The following is a 14,765-nucleotide window of genomic DNA, read 5'->3' on the forward strand; positions in this document are numbered from 1 at the left end:
GCAAGCGCGCGATACCTGCGCATGGAGGGAGCGGACATGAGCAACCCGGAGGGCAAGCAGCATCCCAAGGAGCAGCGGACGGGGCCGGTGATCCGTCGCCGCGAGCAGGTGCAGCCCGGGACGAGTGACCAGCGTCTGCTCGACACGGAGGGGCCATCGGGCTGGGTGCACACCGACCCCTGGCGGGTCCTGCGCATCCAGTCGGAGTTCATCGAGGGCTTCGGCACCCTCGCCGAACTGCCGCCCGCGATCAGCGTGTTCGGCTCCGCGCGCACCTCGGTGGACTCACCGGAGTACGCGGCGGGCGTCGAGATCGGCAAGGCCCTCGTGGAGGCCGGTTTCGCGGTCATCACGGGGGGCGGGCCGGGCGCCATGCAGGCCGCGAACCAGGGCGCGGTGGAGGCCAAGGGCATCTCGGTCGGCCTCGGCATCGAGCTGCCGTTCGAGCAGGGCCTCAACCCGTACGTCGATCTGGGGCTGAACTTCCGCTACTTCTTCGTACGGAAGACCATGTTCGTGAAGTACGCCCAGGGCTTCGTCGTCCTGCCCGGCGGCCTCGGCACCCTGGACGAGCTCTTCGAGGCGCTCACCCTCGTCCAGACCACCAAGGTGACCCGCTTCCCGATCGTCCTCTTCGGTACGCAGTACTGGAGCGGCCTGATCGACTGGCTGAGGAACACGGTGATCGCCCAGGGCAAGGCGAGCGAGGTCGATCTGCTCCTCTTCCACGTCACGGACGACGTGGAGGAGGCGATCAGTCTGGTCACCAAGGAGACCGGTAACTGACCTTCTCCAGCGGGCCGCTTACGCGAGTCCCCGGCGGGCGACCGCCGGGGGCCGGTGCCCCGCGATGGACGCCACCATGTCGAGGACCTGCCGGGTCTCGGCGACCTCGTGCACCCGGTAGACCTGCGCCCCCAGCCACGCCGACACCGCCGTCGTCGCCAGCGTCCCGATGACCCGCTCCTTGACCGGCTTGTCGAGCGTCTCGCCCACGAAGTCCTTGTTGGACAGGGAGACCAGCACCGGCCAGCCCGTGTCCACCATCTCCGGGAGCCGCCGCGTCGCCTCCAGGGAGTGGCGCGTGTTCTTCCCGAAGTCGTGCCCCGGATCGATCAGCACCGACTCGCGCTCCACCCCGAGCGCGACCGCCCGCTCCGCGTACCCGACCGTCACGGCCAGGATGTCGGCCATCACGTCGTCGTACGTCGCCCGATGCGGCCGCGTCCGCGGCTCGGCCCCGCCCGCGTGCGTGCAGACGATGCCCACCTTGTGGCGCGCCGCGACCTCCGCGAGTCTGGGGTCGACGCCGCCCCACGCGTCGTTGAGCAGATCCGCGCCCGCCTCGCACACGGCCTCGCCGACCTCGTGCCGCCACGTGTCCACGCTGATGATCACGTCGGGGAAGCGGCGGCGCACCTCGGCGACGAACCCGACGGTCCTGCGCGCCTCCTCCTCGGCGTCGACCTCCTCGCCGGGACCGGCCTTCACCCCGCCGATGTCGACGATCGCGGCGCCCTCGGCCACCGCCTGCTCGACCCGCGCGAGCGCCGGCTCGTCCTGGAACGTGGCGCCCTGGTCGTAGAAGGAGTCCGGGGTCCGGTTCACGATCGCCATGATCACCGGCTCGTGCGCGTCGAACTCGCGCCGGCCCAGCCTGAGCATCCCTGTGACTCTCCTCTGGATCCCACTGCAACGGTCGCCTGCGACCTTAACTGTCGGTGCGGCATGGCACGATCGGAGCCTGACGGTTTCGGGACGCCCGTGTACGCAGGTACCGGCCCGGTAGAGCCAGGGGACGGCAGCGATGGTCATGTTCTTGTTTCTGGTCGCCGCGCTCGTCGTGGTGGTCGCGGCGGTGACGCTCGCGGTCCTCGGCGGGGGCGACGGCGGCGCGCTGCGCGAGGAGCCGCCCCAGTTCTACGCGGACCCGCTGCCCCCGGACCGCCCGCTGGCCCGCGCCGACGTCGAGGAGCTGCGCCTGCCCACAGCGGTGCGCGGCTACCGCATGGCGGAGGTCGACGACGCGCTGAACCGGCTCGGGGCGGAGCTCGCCGAGCGCGACGCCCGCATCGCGGAGCTGGAGTCCGACCTCGCCACGGCCCACGCGCAGGCCCGGCGCCCCGCCGACCGGGGCCCGGACGCGGGCTTCGCGCCGCCCGGCGGGTACGGGAGCGAGACCGGGGAGGGCCACCGGTGAGCACACCGCAGAGTGGCGCCGTCCCGGGGCCCGACGGCCGGCTGCGCTGCCCCTGGGGCCTGTCGACCGCCGACTACGTCGCGTACCACGACGAGGAGTGGGGCCGCCCGGTCCGCGGCGACGACGCGCTGTTCGAGCGCCTGTCCCTTGAGGCCTTCCAGTCGGGTCTGTCCTGGATCACGATTCTGCGCCGCCGCGAGACGTTCCGCGCCGCGTTCGACCACTTCAAGATCGCGGAGGTGGCGGCCTACACGGACGCCGACCGCGAGCGCCTCCTCGCCGACCCCGGCATCATCCGCAACCGGGCCAAGGTCGACGCCACGCTCGCCAACGCGCGCGTGCTCGCGGACTGGTCACCCGGCGAACTCGACGAGCTGATCTGGTCCCACGCCCCGGACCCGGCCGCCCGCCCGGCACCGAGGACGCTGAGCGACGTACCGGCGATCACCGACGAGTCGACGGCCCTCTCCAAGACCCTCAAGAAGCGCGGCCTGCGCTTCGTCGGCCCGACGACGGCGTACGCGCTGATGCAGGCGTGCGGGCTGGTCGACGACCACCTGGCGGACTGCGTGGCCCGCACGCCGGCCTGAGCCCGGCTCAGCGCCCCAGGTAGTTCGGCTTCTCCTTCGCGATGAAGGCCTGCACGGCGATGAGGTGGTCCTCGGACCCACCGGCCCGCGCCTGCAGCTCGTCCTCCTTGTCGAGGGACTCGTCCAGGGAGTGGTCCGAGGCGAAGGCGACGGACTCCTTGAGCGCGGCGTACGCGACCGTCGGGCCGGAGGCGAGCATCAGCGCCAGCGCGCGGGCCGTGTCGGCCAGTTCGTCGGCGGGCACGATCCGGTGCACGGCCCCGATCTCGTACGCCTCGTGCGCCGAGATGGTGCGCGGGAACAGCAGCAGGTCGAGCGCGCGGCCCGGCCCGACAAGCCGCGGCAGTGTCCACGAGACACCGGAGTCGGCGGTCAGGGCGACCCCGGCGAACGACGTGTTGAACGACGCCGTGTCCGCCACGATCCGGTAGTCCGCGCAGAGCGCGAATCCGAGGCCCGCGCCGGCCGCCACGCCGTTGACCGCGGCGACCACCGGCTTCTTCATCCCGGTCAGCGCACGCACGATCGGGTTGTAGTGCTCCCGCACCGTGCTCATGGTCCGGCCCTCGCCGGCCTTACGGTCCGCCGTGAGGGTCCCCACGTGCTCCTTGAGGTCCTGCCCGACGCAGAAGGCCCGGTCCCCGGCCGCCGTCAGCAGCACGGCCCGTACCGCCACGTCCGCGGCGGCTGCCTGCACCGCGTCGCGGAGAGCGACCTTGGCCTCGGTGTTCATCGCGTTCATCGCCTCGGGGCGGTTCAGCGTGATCGTCGCGAGCCCGTCGCTCACCTCGTAGAGCACGGTGTCGGCCATGACGCTCCTCCAGCTATGCGGTTGCTCAGTCGTCCGTGCACAGCATGACGGAGATCACGGCGTACGGTGCACCCCCGGCGTGTGACCTGCGTCAAACAATTTCTCCTCGGAAAGGACACGAGAGCGGCGCAGTATCGCAGTCACATCGCCGAATTGAGTGGTTTTGCGCGAGCGCGTTGCGCAAGCGATGCCGACTGATGTTGGTCATCGGGTCCCGTGATGCGGGATAATGGCCTGGAAGCAAGGTGTTCGATGCCGGTGACGTGTGCCCGTCCAGAGGGCCGTCGGCTGATGACGATGAGCTGGTTTCAGGAAGGGGAACGAGCATGGCGGCCATGAAGCCGCGGACGGGTGACGGCCCGCTCGAGGTGACAAAGGAGGGGCGGGGCATCGTCATGCGCGTTCCGCTCGAAGGCGGCGGTCGGCTCGTGGTAGAGCTGACGCCGGACGAGGCCGATGCCCTCGGCGACGCCCTGAAGAAGGTCGTCGGCTGACGCGGAAGCGACCATACCTTTTCGACTACCCCGGCACATATTCGGTGCCGGGGTAGTCGTATGTCCGGATACATTCCTGTGGTGCGGGGCGGCCGGCGGGGCGTCAGCGCTTCACGGCGCAGAGCAGTCCGTCCCCGACCGGCAGCAGGGACGACACCAGCTCGGGGCTCTCCCGCACCGCCCGCAGCAGCTCCCGCAGCCGCACCACTTCCACCGGCTGCGGACCCGAGTCCACGGTCCGCCCGTCGGCGAAGACGCCCTCGAAGCAGACCAGCCCGCCGGGCCGCAGCAGACGCAACGATTCAGCGAGATAGTCCAGGCTCTCCATGCGATCACCGTCGCAGAAGACGAGGTCGTACCCGCTGTCCGCGAGCCGGGGAAGCACGTCGAGGGCGCGCCCCGGGATGAACCGGGCCCGGTTGCTGGCGAATCCCGCCGCACGGAACGCCTGCCGGGCGAACTGCTGCTGCTCCGGCTCGGGATCGACCGTGGTCAGGACGCCGTCGGGGCGCATTCCGTGCAACAGGTGGATTCCGGACACCCCCGTGCCCGTCCCGATCTCGGCGACCGCCTTCGCCTCCACCGTGGCAGCGAGCATCCGCAGCGCGGCGCCCGCGCCGGGGGACACCGAGCGCAACCCTGCCTCCCGGGCCCGGTCACGGGCCCAGCGCACGGCGTCGTCCTCGGCGACAAAGGCGTCGGCGAACGCCCAGCTCGTCTGCCGGTTGCCGGTAATGGCCCTCTCCTGTCCCCGTTGTCCCTGTGCATGCCTGTGCTTGCCTGCGCGTGACTTTATCCGTTGGCGCCGGGAACTCGCAGATGGGACCGGGCGTTTGAAGGTGCAGGGGGAAAGAGCGGGCAGAAGCGGGGGTCGACGCGATGGCGACAGCGACAGAACGGGCGGCCGAGAGTCGACCGGCAAATCTGAGTAAAAACGCTTATCCGGAGCTAACGGGCGAGGTGGCTATGGTAGGGGCTCCACTGGACACCACCAGAGCCGACAGGGGAGGTGCGGCTGCGCCTGGGGATCGGGGAGGGCTGCTGCGGCGCTTTCTCAGGTCGGCAGGTGAGCCGAAATCCGTGACCGACACCGCTGACCGATTCCGCACCGTTGACTCCGCGCAGCAGACCGCGACCTTTGCCGCTGACGCGGAATCGCAGGCGTGGACTCCGCCCACCTGGGAGGAGATCGTCAGCACGCACAGTGGCCGGGTCTATCGCCTCGCCTACCGCCTCACCGGGAACCAGCACGACGCCGAGGACCTCACGCAAGAGGTCTTCGTCCGTGTCTTCCGCTCCCTGTCGACGTACACGCCCGGCACGTTCGAGGGCTGGCTGCACCGCATCACCACCAACCTGTTCCTGGACATGGTCCGCCGCAAGCAGCGCATCCGCTTCGACGCGCTGGGGGACGACGCCGCCGAGCGCCTGCCCAGCCGTGAGCCCTCGCCACAGCAGCTCTTCAACGACGCGCACTTCGACGCCGACGTCCAGCAGGCGCTGGACACGCTGGCGCCCGAGTTCCGCGCCGCCGTCGTCCTCTGCGACATCGAGGGCCTCTCGTACGAGGAGATCGCCGCCACCCTGGGCGTGAAGCTGGGCACGGTCCGCAGCCGAATCCACCGCGGCCGCTCGCAGCTGCGCAAGGCGTTGCAGCACCGCTCTCCCGAGGCCCGCGCCGAGCGCCGCACGTTCGCGACCACAGGGGGGACCCCCGTCCTAGGAGGAGGGGGCGCGACCGCGTGAGTGGATCACGTCTCAATCCTGCCGAGCGTCAGCAGACCGCGGCCGACCAGCACCTGGGAGACCGGCTGGCCGCACTCGTCGACGGCGAGCTGGATCACGATGCCCGCGAGCGCGGCCTCGCGCACCTGGCGACCTGTCCCAAATGCAAGGCCGAGGCCGACGCACAGCGCCGCCTCAAGAGCGTCTTCGCCGAGGTGGCCCCGCCGCCGCCCTCCGAGAGTTTCCTCGCCCGCCTCCAGGGCCTGCCCGCCGGAGGTGACAGCGACGGTGGCTCCCCACCGTTCGGGGGAGGAGGCTTCGTCACGGGACGCGCCTTCGGCAGCGGACCGGGACTCGGGGGAGGCGTCTTCGCCGTAGACCCCGAGCCCTTCGGCTACGCGCCGTCCGGCGCGCACGGCTCCGTGCTCCCCGGTACGCAGCGCGGCTTCCGCATCCACGAGCTGGGCCGGCCCGACCGGCACGACGCCGACCGGGCCTCACGCGGGCGCCGCTTCGCGTTCGCCGCGGCCGGAGCGGTCTCGCTGGCCGCGATCGCGCTCGGCGGAGTCACGGCCGGTGCCCCGCTCGACAGTTCCGACGCACGCGGAGGCGGCTCCGGCAGCAACGTCACGCCGCTGCGCAGCCAGACATCCGCCGCGTCGACGACCGAAGCACAGCGGCGCAGGTCGCTCTCCCCGCTGCTCGGTCAGCGCGGCGGCGCCCTCGCGGCGCCGGTCTCGTCGACCCGAGCGAGCGCGCCGCTGCTGCCGGGCGGCGGGCACACGGAGAGCGCGAGCTACCCCTTCGCCACTCCGCTGCTGTCCGGGGCCGCGCGCATGTCGCCCCTGATACGACCGCTGGCACCGGCCCCGTCGCCGACCGTCGCGGTGGCCCTGGAGCCGATACCGGCATCAGAGGCGACCGTGTTCAAGGCGGCACCGGACGGGTCGGCCACGGCCTCCGCGGCCGCGCCGACGCTCTCCTCCCGGTCGTCCTCGGTCCGCTGACGCCCCCTGCGCCCGGGCCGCCGAACCTGGTTGAATCCAGGTGAGGCCGCGCGCCGGACGCTGATCCGGAGTGAGCGCGGTAGAAGCCCTCGGCGTGGTGCCAGGGGCCAGGTGTGGGGAGAGCGGCGGGACATGGACGAGGGCAAGCCCACAAAGGCCAAGTGGTGGAGCCGCCCCCGACCGAACACGGGGGGCGTCGCCGACGACGGTGACTGGCATCTGCCCGCGCCCGCGCCTGCGCCGGCCTCCGGCGAAGAAGCGGCGCCCGACCCCGCCGGCGCAGGCGTGGGGGCCCCGGGTGCGGCCGTTCCGGAAGAGGCGGCCGGCGCCGAGGACACCGAGAGCCCGGCTCCCTCGGCGGACGCGGATGTGCCTTCGGCTGTTCCTGGGGGCGGTGTGGCTATCGGCAGTCCTGCGTTCCCGGCGGACGCGGTTGTGCCTTCGGCTGTTCCCGGGGTTCCCGGGGTTGACCCGGCTGCCGACAGCGCCGCGCCCCCGGCCGATGCCGTACCGGACGCGTACCGGCCGGACCCGGCGGGGGACGCACCCCGCCCGTTGCACGACCCGGACCCCTACAGCACGCCTCCGTACGGTGAGCCCGGACCGTGGGCGCTCGCGCCGCCCGTACAGCACCCTGCGGCCACCCCGGCTCACGGCACGGAGATCCCGCCGGGCGGCAACCCGCAGCAGACGTTCCCGCTGAGCCCCGGCGCGGCTCAGCAGCCGGCAGGTATGGGCCCTGAGCAGGTCTATCCGGGGGGTCCCGGTGCGGCTCAGCCGTCAGGGTTGTCCCCGCACACCGGCCCCGAGCAGACCTACACGGGCAGCCCCGGCGAGGCCCAGCCGTCAGAGCCGCCCCCGCATGTTGCCCTGCCCCCGCATGCCGCGCCGTCCCCGCATGCCGCGCCGTCCCCGCATGCCGCGCCGCCTCCGCATGCCGCGCCGCCTCCGCACGCCGCGCCGCCCCCGCACGTCGCCCCCGAGCAGGTCTACCCGGGTAGCCCCGGCGCGGCCCAGATCCCGCACGCAGCCCCCGAGCAGGTCTACCCGGGCGTCCCTGATGTGCCCCAGCAAGCGGGGCCGCCGCCGCACGTCGGCCCGGAGCAGGCGTATCAGCCCGGTCAGCCGTACCCGGAGACCGGTGCGTTCGTCCCGGCACACCCGCATCAGCCGGCCCCGCAGGGCGCGCAGGGCCAGACCTTCCCCGCGCCCGCGCCCGTGTCCTCGGCCCCGCCCCTGCCCGGAGCCCCGGGCCCCCTCCAGGCCCCCGCCCCCGCCGGGCCCTGGCAGCGGTACGACCCGTGGGCCGCGCCCGCGTCCGGGGCGGTGGCAGGGCCCCGCCGAGGGCGGTCGCGGCGGACGGTGGCGCTCGGGGCGGCGGTGATCGCCCTGGTGGCCGGTGTCGTAGGAGGAGCCCTGGGCTCCTACCTCGAGCGCAACGGCGGGAGGGACGTCGCGTTCCCGCAGGCCGGGGCCGAATCCGCGCACCGCGCCCCCGACAGCGTCGCCGGCATCGCGGCCAGCGCGCTGCCCGGTGTCGTCACGATCCACACGGAGGGCTCGTCGGAGCAGGGCACCGGCACCGGGTTCGTCCTCGACGACCGCGGCCACATCCTCACCAACAACCACGTCGTCGACCCGGCCGGCTCCAAGGGCCGGATATCGGTCACCTTCGCGGGCGGCGAGAGCGCCGACGCGGACGTCGTCGGTCATGACAGCGGCTACGACCTCGCTGTCATCAAGGTCTCCGGCGTCCACGGACTGAAGCCGCTGCCCCTCGGCAACTCGACGAACGTGCAGGTCGGCGACCCCGTCGTGGCCATCGGCGCCCCCTTCGACCTGGCCAACACGGTCACCTCGGGCATCATCAGCGCCAAGGACCGGCCCATCACGGCGGGCGGCGAGAAGGGCGACGGCAACGACGTCAGCTACGTGGACGCGCTACAGACCGACGCCCCCATAAACCCGGGCAACTCCGGCGGTCCGCTCGTCGACTCGAAGGCACGGGTCATCGGCATCAACAGCGCCATCCGTTCCGCGGACAGCGGCTCGGAGCTGGACGGCGGCCAGTCGGGCTCGATCGGCCTCGGCTTCGCCATCCCGATCAACCAGGCCAAGCGCGTCGCCGAGGAGCTCATCAACACCGGCAAGGCCACGCACCCGGTGATCGGCGTCACGCTCGACATGGACTACTCGGGCGACGGCGCCCGCGTCGGCACGAAGGGCAACGACGGCGGTTCCGCGGTCTCCCCGGGCGGCCCAGGCGACAAGGCGGGCATCGAACCCGGCGACGTGATCACCGAGGTCGACGGCGTGCGGGTGCACTCCGGCGAGGAGCTGATCGTCAAGATCCGCGCCCACCGCCCGAAGGACGGACTGGACCTCACGGTCGAACGGGACGGAAAGGAACGGCAGGTGACCCTCGTCCTCGGCTCGGCCGACGGAAACTGACCGCCCGGGCCGCGGTGTACCCGAAGGCCCGGGGACAGCTTCCGTGATCCTGGAGGTGGCCCAGTGGCTACCGGACGGACAGCATCGCCGGGTACCGTGGACCCGGTCCGATGCCGGACCCTGCCGAAGACCTGCTACTGAAGACCGCCGCGGGCCGAGGACACGCTAGGAGTGCAAGGTGTTCAACGACATTGGCCCACTGGAGGTCGTGACGCTCGTCGTGCTGGCCGTACTGGTCTTCGGCCCCGACAAGCTCCCGAAGCTCATCCAGGACGTCTCGCGCACCATACGCAAGATCCGCGAGTTCTCGGACAGCGCGAAGGAAGACATCCGCAGTGAACTGGGCCCGGAGTTCAAGGACTTCGAGTTCGAGGACCTGAACCCCAAGACGTTCATCCGCAAGCAGCTGGACAGCGACGAGCTGGGGCTCAAGGAGATCCGCAACGGCTTCGACCTGAAGAAGGAGATGGCCGACATCACCGACGCGGTGCACACCGTCGGTGAGCTGGAGGACTCCGCCGCCACGACGACGGCCGCCGGCTCGGGTACGGGCTCCGGCGGCAGCGTGGACATGCGCAAGCGTCCCGACATGGAGAAGCGACCCGAGCAGCCGGCTGCCGACGCCCGCCCGCCGTTCGACGCCGACGCGACCTGAACCGGACCTCCTGGAACCGGGCCTCCCGGGCCCGGTGTGGCATCCTGCCTTGTTGTTGCGCGGACCGAACGTGAGAACGCCCGAGGGGGGCGGGCCGCTCCGGTCCGTACGAGAGCGAGGAGGCGGCCGGGTACATGGAGACGACGAGTCGGGTGGGCGCGCAGGCGCCGGACACCGAGGGGGCCGAGAAGGCCCCCGCGGCCCGGCGAACGGTCGACGGCTACCTGCTGGCGCCCTTCCCGTGGTACGGCCTCGACGAGGCCTTTACGGGACCGCGCTGGCTGATGAAGGTCGGCACCACGGCGGACGGGTCCGTCGAGCACGGTTCGATCGGGCACGGTGACGAGCCCTCGGTACGCAGCGAAGGAACCCTGCAGGGAGAGGCCACCGAGCGGTTCGCGGTCGTGGTGACCGTCGCCGCGAACCCCGTACGGCGCAGCGCCGACGGCACGGGTGTCCTGGACGCCACGTCCGTCTCCTCGGCGGCCTGGCTCGCCGGGGTCGGACTGCTCTCGTACACCTGGCCGGGCCAGATGGACCACACCCTGCGCGACGACTGGCTGGACCAGCAGACCGAGACGGCCTGGGTACTCGCCGACGACCTCGACTCCGATGACTGGGCGTCGCTGTCGCTGCCGGTGGACGGGGCGCCGACGCCGTTCCACTACCGCGAGTCCGAGTACGGGTGGGTGCTGGCCGGGTCCACGCAGGCCGGGGCGCACCTGGGCGCGTACGGACGGGGCATGAGCGCGTACGGGCTCGCCTTCTCCGTGGTCAAGGACATCGCGGCGCTCGCCTGACGGATACGCAGAAGCGGGCCGCACCGAATCCGGTGCGCCCCGCTTCTCGCATGCGTGCTCAGAGTGCTCAGAACTTGTTGCGCGGCGTGATGCCGAGGGACATGCCCGACAGGCCGCGCTGGCGCTCGCCCAGCTTGGACGCGATGGCGCGCAGCGCCGAACCGGCGGGGGAGTCGGGGTCGCTCAGCACCACCGGCTTGCCGTTGTCGCCGCCCTCGCGCAGGCGCACGTCGATCGGGATGGAGCCGAGGACCGGGACGTTCGTGCCCGTCGTCCTCGTCAGCCCCTCGGCGACCGACCGGCCGCCGCCGGTGCCGAACACGTCGACCATCTCGCCGCAGTGCGGGCAGGGCAGGCCCGACATGTTCTCGACCACGCCGACGATCTTCTGGTGGGTCTGCACCGCGATGGAGCCGGCCCGCTCGGCGACCTCGGCGGCGGCCTGCTGAGGCGTCGTCACGACGAGGATCTCCGCGTTCGGCACCAGCTGGGCGACGGAGATGGCGATGTCACCGGTGCCCGGCGGCAGGTCGAGCAGGAGCACGTCCAGGTCGCCCCAGTAGACGTCCGCGAGGAACTGCTGGAGGGCGCGGTGGAGCATCGGGCCGCGCCACACCACCGGGGCGTTGCCCGGCGTGAACATGCCGATGGAGATGACCTTCACGCCGTGCGCCGACGGCGGCATGATCATGTTCTCGACCTGGGTGGGCTTGCCGTCGGCGCCGAGCATGCGCGGGACGCTGTGGCCGTAGATGTCCGCGTCGACGACGCCGACCTTCAGGCCGTCGGCGGCGAGCGCGGCCGCCAGGTTCACGGTCACGGAGGACTTGCCGACGCCGCCCTTGCCGGAGGCCACCGCGTACACGCGGGTCAGCGAGCCGGGCTTGGCGAAGGGGACCTCGCGCTCGGCGGTCCCGCCGCGCAGCGCGCTCGCGAGCTCCTTGCGCTGCTCGTCGCTCATCACGTCGAGCTCGACGTCGACGTGCGTGACACCGTCGACGCGGCCGACCGCCTCCTTCACGTTGTTCTCGATCGTGGAGCGCATCGGGCAGCCGGAAACGGTCAGGTACACGGCGACCGCGACGGCTCCGTCCGCACCGATGTCCACCGATTTGACCATCCCCAGTTCGGTGATGGGCCGCTGGATCTCGGGGTCGTTCACTGTCGCGAGCGCCTCGCGCACCGCGTCTTCCATAGCCATGCGACCGATAGTACGGCGCGGTAACCGGGGCACGGAAAGCCCGTCAGCGGTCGTCTACGTCACGTCCGCGCTCGGTGTCCGCCGGGAACGCGGCGGTCCGCTGCTGCTCCTCCAGTTCCTTGAGGACGTCCTGCAGTTCGGAGCGGATCCAGTCGCGGGTGGCGACCTCGCCCAGACCGATCCGCAGGGCCGCCACCTCGCGGCTCAGATACTCGGTGTCGGCGATCGACCGCTCGTTCTGCTTGCGGTCCTGTTCGAGGTTGACGCGGTCACGGTCGTCCTGCCGGTTCTGCGCGAGCAGGATCAGCGGAGCGGCGTACGACGCCTGGAGGGAGAGCATCAGGGTCAGGAAGATGAACGGGTAGTGGTCGAAGCGCAGGGAGGCCGGCGCGGACACGTTCCACGCGACCCACGCGATGATGATGACCGTCATCCAGACGATGAACCGGCCCGTCCCCAGGAACCGCGCGATGCGCTCGGACAGCCGCCCGAACGCCTCCGGGTCGTAGTCCGGCAGGATCTTGCGCCGCTGCGGCAGCGGCTGGTCGAGCCGGATGCGGGGGCGGCGCGGGGTGTCGGCCACGGCCCGCGGGTCGCGTTCGTCAGTCGCCATGGTTCACGTCCCCCGCGAGATGGAACTCCTGCTCGCGCCAGTCGTCGGGCAGCATGTGGTCCAGTACGTCGTCGACGGTGACGGCGCCGAGCAGCGAGCCGCCCTCGTCGACGACGGGCGCCGCCACCATGTCGTACGTGGCGAAGAACCCGGCGATCTCGGGGAGCTGCGCGCTCGGCGAGAGGGCCTGGAGATCCTCGTCGAGGATGGCACTGACCATCGTGTACGGGGGGTCGCGGAGCAGCCGCTGGAAGTGGATGGTGCCGAGGTACTTGCCGGTCGGGGTCTCGTCCGGCGGCCGGCACACGTAGACCTGGGCGGCGAGCGCGGGCGACAGGTCGGGGTTGCGGACGCGGGCGAGCGCGTCGGCGACGGTCGAGTCCGGGCGCAGCACGATCGGCTCGGTCGTCATCAGGCCGCCCGCGGTCTTCTCCTCGTACGCCATCAGGCGCCGCACGTCGGCCGCGTCGCTGGGCCGCATGAGGGCGAGCAGACGCTCCTTGTCGGCCTCCGGCAACTCGCCCAGCAGATCCGCGGCGTCGTCCGGGTCCATCTCCTCCAGCACGTCGGCGGCGCGCTCCTCCTTGAGCTTGCCGAGGATCTCGATCTGGTCGTCCTCGGGCAGCTCTTCGAGGACGTCGGCGAGGCGCTCGTTGGTGAGGGCGGCGGCGACCTCGGCGCGGCGCTTGGGGGAGAGGTGGTGCAGCACGTTGGCGAGGTCGGCCGGGCGCAGCTGCTCGAAGGTGGCCAGCAGGTTCTCGGCGCCCTGCCCGTGCTCCTCCAGGGAGAACCCGTCGACGGCGGACCAGTCGACGGTCAGCGCCTCTCCCTTGCGCCGGAAGGTGCCGCCCTTGCCCTTGCGTACGTAGACCTTGTCGATCTCCCAGTCCCGCCGGGCGGGCAGCTGCTGGATGGAGACGTCCAGGACGGTCACCTCCTCGCCGGACTCCACGAGCCGGACACGCCGGTCGAGCATCTCGCCGAGGACGAGACGCTCGGTGGGGCGCTGTTCGAAGCGGCGGACGTTGAGCACGCCCGTCGTGATGACCTGGCCCGACTCGATGCCGGTGACCCGGGTCATGGGCAGGAAGATGCGGCGGCGGGTGGAGAGTTCGACGACGAGCCCGAGGAGGCGCGGGGGCCGCCGGTCCACGCGGAGCATGGCGACGAGGTCCCGCACGCGCCCGACCTGGTCCCCGTTCGGATCGAAGACGGCGATACCGGCGAGGTGGGAGACGAAGACCCGCGGGGCCACTGCTGCCATGGTTCCTCGTACCACCCTTTCGTACTGGTCCATCCTGATATACGAGTAATCCGTGGGTCAGGGTATCCGGTGCCCGTCCCGCACGCTTTGCGCCTGCGGTCCCTCGGACCAGTACAGGTAACCGCAGATGGCACAGGTACGCTGCCGTCTGCCCAGATGCCGTACGAGAGGTAGCTCCGCCCGTGACCGCACTTGCCCTGGACCGCCGTACTCGCAGGACGCTTCTGGTCGGCGCGCTGTGCACGGGGCTCGCGGCCGGGCTCGCGGGTTGCGGCGGGGACGATCCCGACGCGGGCACCAACGGGGTCGGAAAGCTGGACCCCGCCAAGATCCAGAGCCGTACGGTCAAGGCGGCGCGGAGCGCGGACACCGTACATCTGGCCGGCACGGTGGTCAGCGGCGGCCGGACGTACAAGCTCGACATGCGGCTGAAGGGCGACGGGGGCACGGGGTCGGTGACCACGGGCGGCAGTACGTTCCGGCTGCTGCGGGTCGACAAGCATCTGTACCTCAAGGCGGGCGCCGACTTCTGGACGCACTCGAACGACGCCGACGCCAAGGGCGGTGCGGGGGACGGCGCGGCGGCGGAGAAGCTCGACGGCAAGTACGTGAAGGTGCCGACGGGCGACCCGGCGTACCGGCGGCTCAGCACGTTCACGGACAAGGACGTGCTGCTCGACGGGCTGCTCACGCTGCACGGCGCCCTGGACAAGGGCGAGCACGGCACCTCCGACGGCACCCGCACGATCCAGCTGACCGGCGACGAAGGGGCCGGCGGCACGCTCGACGTCTCCCTGGAGGGCACGGCGTACCCCCTGCGCCTGGAGCGGGCCGCGGGCGCGGGCACCCTGCGACTCACGGACTGGGGGCGCGACTTCCCCCTCACGGAGCCGGAGTCGACGGAGACGGTGGACTACGGGCAGGCCCTCCCGGAGTCCTGACCCGAAGCGCGCG

16 protein-coding genes are annotated in these 14,765 nt (G+C 71.7%); 10 read left to right on the top strand and 6 right to left on the bottom strand.

Features of this window, described 5'->3' with window-relative positions:
* Positions 1 to 36: 36 nt before the first annotated feature.
* Complete coding sequence (locus ACZ45E_RS14185; protein WP_468220457.1) at positions 37 to 786, top strand: LOG family protein; 750 nt, start codon at positions 37 to 39, stop codon at positions 784 to 786.
* Between the two features lie 18 nt (positions 787 to 804).
* Here ACZ45E_RS14185 and folP read toward each other — a convergent pair whose 3' ends face one another.
* Positions 805 to 1,665: a dihydropteroate synthase gene (gene folP / locus ACZ45E_RS14190; protein ID WP_468220459.1), complete on the bottom strand. Its 861-nt coding sequence runs from the start codon at positions 1,663 to 1,665 to the stop codon at positions 805 to 807.
* Between the two features lie 142 nt (positions 1,666 to 1,807).
* Here folP and ACZ45E_RS14195 point away from each other — a divergent pair, with 142 nt between their 5' ends.
* Positions 1,808 to 2,200, top strand: coding sequence for a DivIVA domain-containing protein (locus tag ACZ45E_RS14195; protein ID WP_468220462.1), 393 nt, complete (start codon positions 1,808 to 1,810; stop codon positions 2,198 to 2,200).
* On the top strand, positions 2,197 to 2,790 hold the full coding sequence (locus tag ACZ45E_RS14200; RefSeq protein ID WP_468220464.1) for a DNA-3-methyladenine glycosylase I: 594 nt from the start codon (positions 2,197 to 2,199) through the stop codon (positions 2,788 to 2,790). Before ACZ45E_RS14195 ends, ACZ45E_RS14200 begins: the two co-directional genes overlap by 4 nt.
* A 7-nt stretch (positions 2,791 to 2,797) precedes the next feature.
* Here the strand turns inward: ACZ45E_RS14200 and chcB are convergent, their stop codons facing one another.
* Positions 2,798 to 3,601, bottom strand: a complete 804-nt coding sequence (chcB, locus tag ACZ45E_RS14205; protein ID WP_468220466.1) for a 2-cyclohexenylcarbonyl CoA isomerase — start codon at positions 3,599 to 3,601, stop codon at positions 2,798 to 2,800.
* A gap of 326 nt (positions 3,602 to 3,927) precedes the next feature.
* Between chcB and ACZ45E_RS14210 the strand changes: the two genes are divergently transcribed.
* Complete coding sequence (locus ACZ45E_RS14210) at positions 3,928 to 4,095, top strand: DUF3117 domain-containing protein (protein ID WP_003966491.1); 168 nt, start codon at positions 3,928 to 3,930, stop codon at positions 4,093 to 4,095.
* A gap of 103 nt (positions 4,096 to 4,198) precedes the next feature.
* Here ACZ45E_RS14210 and ACZ45E_RS14215 read toward each other — a convergent pair whose 3' ends face one another.
* Positions 4,199 to 4,891 (bottom strand): O-methyltransferase, encoded by a 693-nt coding sequence (locus tag ACZ45E_RS14215; protein WP_468220774.1) that lies wholly within the window; start codon positions 4,889 to 4,891, stop codon positions 4,199 to 4,201.
* Between the two features lie 170 nt (positions 4,892 to 5,061).
* Here ACZ45E_RS14215 and sigE point away from each other — a divergent pair, with 170 nt between their 5' ends.
* The 5 genes from sigE (at position 5,062) to ACZ45E_RS14240 (ending at position 10,733) form a co-directional block, all read left to right on the top strand.
* Positions 5,062 to 5,841: an RNA polymerase sigma factor SigE gene (gene sigE / locus ACZ45E_RS14220; RefSeq protein ID WP_468220468.1), complete on the top strand. Its 780-nt coding sequence runs from the start codon at positions 5,062 to 5,064 to the stop codon at positions 5,839 to 5,841.
* Complete coding sequence (locus ACZ45E_RS14225) at positions 5,838 to 6,827, top strand: anti-sigma factor family protein (protein WP_468220470.1); 990 nt, start codon at positions 5,838 to 5,840, stop codon at positions 6,825 to 6,827. Before sigE ends, ACZ45E_RS14225 begins: the two co-directional genes overlap by 4 nt.
* A 732-nt stretch (positions 6,828 to 7,559) precedes the next feature.
* A complete protein-coding gene (locus ACZ45E_RS14230) occupies positions 7,560 to 9,278 on the top strand; it encodes a S1C family serine protease (protein ID WP_468220776.1) in 1,719 nt (572 codons plus the stop codon).
* Between the two features lie 178 nt (positions 9,279 to 9,456).
* Positions 9,457 to 9,933 (top strand): sec-independent translocase, encoded by a 477-nt coding sequence (locus ACZ45E_RS14235; protein WP_468220473.1) that lies wholly within the window; start codon positions 9,457 to 9,459, stop codon positions 9,931 to 9,933.
* A 134-nt stretch (positions 9,934 to 10,067) separates the two neighbouring features.
* Positions 10,068 to 10,733: a hypothetical protein gene (locus tag ACZ45E_RS14240; RefSeq protein WP_468220474.1), complete on the top strand. Its 666-nt coding sequence runs from the start codon at positions 10,068 to 10,070 to the stop codon at positions 10,731 to 10,733.
* 67 nt (positions 10,734 to 10,800) lie between these two features.
* Here ACZ45E_RS14240 and ACZ45E_RS14245 read toward each other — a convergent pair whose 3' ends face one another.
* The 3 genes from ACZ45E_RS14245 to ACZ45E_RS14255 are packed head-to-tail and all read right to left on the bottom strand — an operon-like array spanning position 10,801 to position 13,811.
* Entirely contained in the window at positions 10,801 to 11,934 is a 1,134-nt protein-coding gene (locus ACZ45E_RS14245; protein ID WP_468220476.1) for an Mrp/NBP35 family ATP-binding protein, read from the bottom strand.
* Positions 11,935 to 11,977: 43 nt separating this feature from the next.
* The gene (locus ACZ45E_RS14250; RefSeq protein WP_468220478.1) at positions 11,978 to 12,547 is read right to left on the bottom strand and encodes a DUF1003 domain-containing protein; all 570 of its coding nucleotides are present in this window, start codon (positions 12,545 to 12,547) and stop codon (positions 11,978 to 11,980) included.
* Positions 12,537 to 13,811: a magnesium transporter MgtE N-terminal domain-containing protein gene (locus tag ACZ45E_RS14255; protein WP_468220480.1), complete on the bottom strand. Its 1,275-nt coding sequence runs from the start codon at positions 13,809 to 13,811 to the stop codon at positions 12,537 to 12,539. Before ACZ45E_RS14255 ends, ACZ45E_RS14250 begins: the two co-directional genes overlap by 11 nt.
* Positions 13,812 to 13,993: 182 nt before the next feature.
* On the opposite strand from ACZ45E_RS14255, the gene ACZ45E_RS14260 reads away from it, so the two are divergent.
* Positions 13,994 to 14,752, top strand: coding sequence for a hypothetical protein (locus ACZ45E_RS14260; RefSeq protein ID WP_468220482.1), 759 nt, complete (start codon positions 13,994 to 13,996; stop codon positions 14,750 to 14,752).
* Positions 14,753 to 14,765 lie beyond the last annotated feature (13 nt).

The organism is Streptomyces sp. NPDC030991, from assembly GCF_055571235.1.

Bases quoted from the DNA above. Each gene is read 5' to 3' on its own strand.
- ACZ45E_RS14210 (WP_003966491.1), top strand. From the start codon at position 3,928: ATGGCGGCCATGAAGCCGCGGACGGGTGACGGCCCGCTCGAGGTGACA.
- ACZ45E_RS14245 (WP_468220476.1), bottom strand. From the start codon at position 11,934: ATGGCTATGGAAGACGCGGTGCGCGAGGCGCTCGCGACAGTGAACGAC.
- ACZ45E_RS14250 (WP_468220478.1), bottom strand. From the start codon at position 12,547: ATGGCGACTGACGAACGCGACCCGCGGGCCGTGGCCGACACCCCGCGC.
- ACZ45E_RS14185 (WP_468220457.1), top strand. From the start codon at position 37: ATGAGCAACCCGGAGGGCAAGCAGCATCCCAAGGAGCAGCGGACGGGG.
- chcB (WP_468220466.1), bottom strand. From the start codon at position 3,601: ATGGCCGACACCGTGCTCTACGAGGTGAGCGACGGGCTCGCGACGATC.
- sigE (WP_468220468.1), top strand. From the start codon at position 5,062: ATGGTAGGGGCTCCACTGGACACCACCAGAGCCGACAGGGGAGGTGCG.
- ACZ45E_RS14255 (WP_468220480.1), bottom strand. From the start codon at position 13,811: ATGGCAGCAGTGGCCCCGCGGGTCTTCGTCTCCCACCTCGCCGGTATC.
- ACZ45E_RS14240 (WP_468220474.1), top strand. From the start codon at position 10,068: ATGGAGACGACGAGTCGGGTGGGCGCGCAGGCGCCGGACACCGAGGGG.
- folP (WP_468220459.1), bottom strand. From the start codon at position 1,665: ATGCTCAGGCTGGGCCGGCGCGAGTTCGACGCGCACGAGCCGGTGATC.
- ACZ45E_RS14230 (WP_468220776.1), top strand. From the start codon at position 7,560: ATGGGCCCTGAGCAGGTCTATCCGGGGGGTCCCGGTGCGGCTCAGCCG.
- ACZ45E_RS14195 (WP_468220462.1), top strand. From the start codon at position 1,808: ATGGTCATGTTCTTGTTTCTGGTCGCCGCGCTCGTCGTGGTGGTCGCG.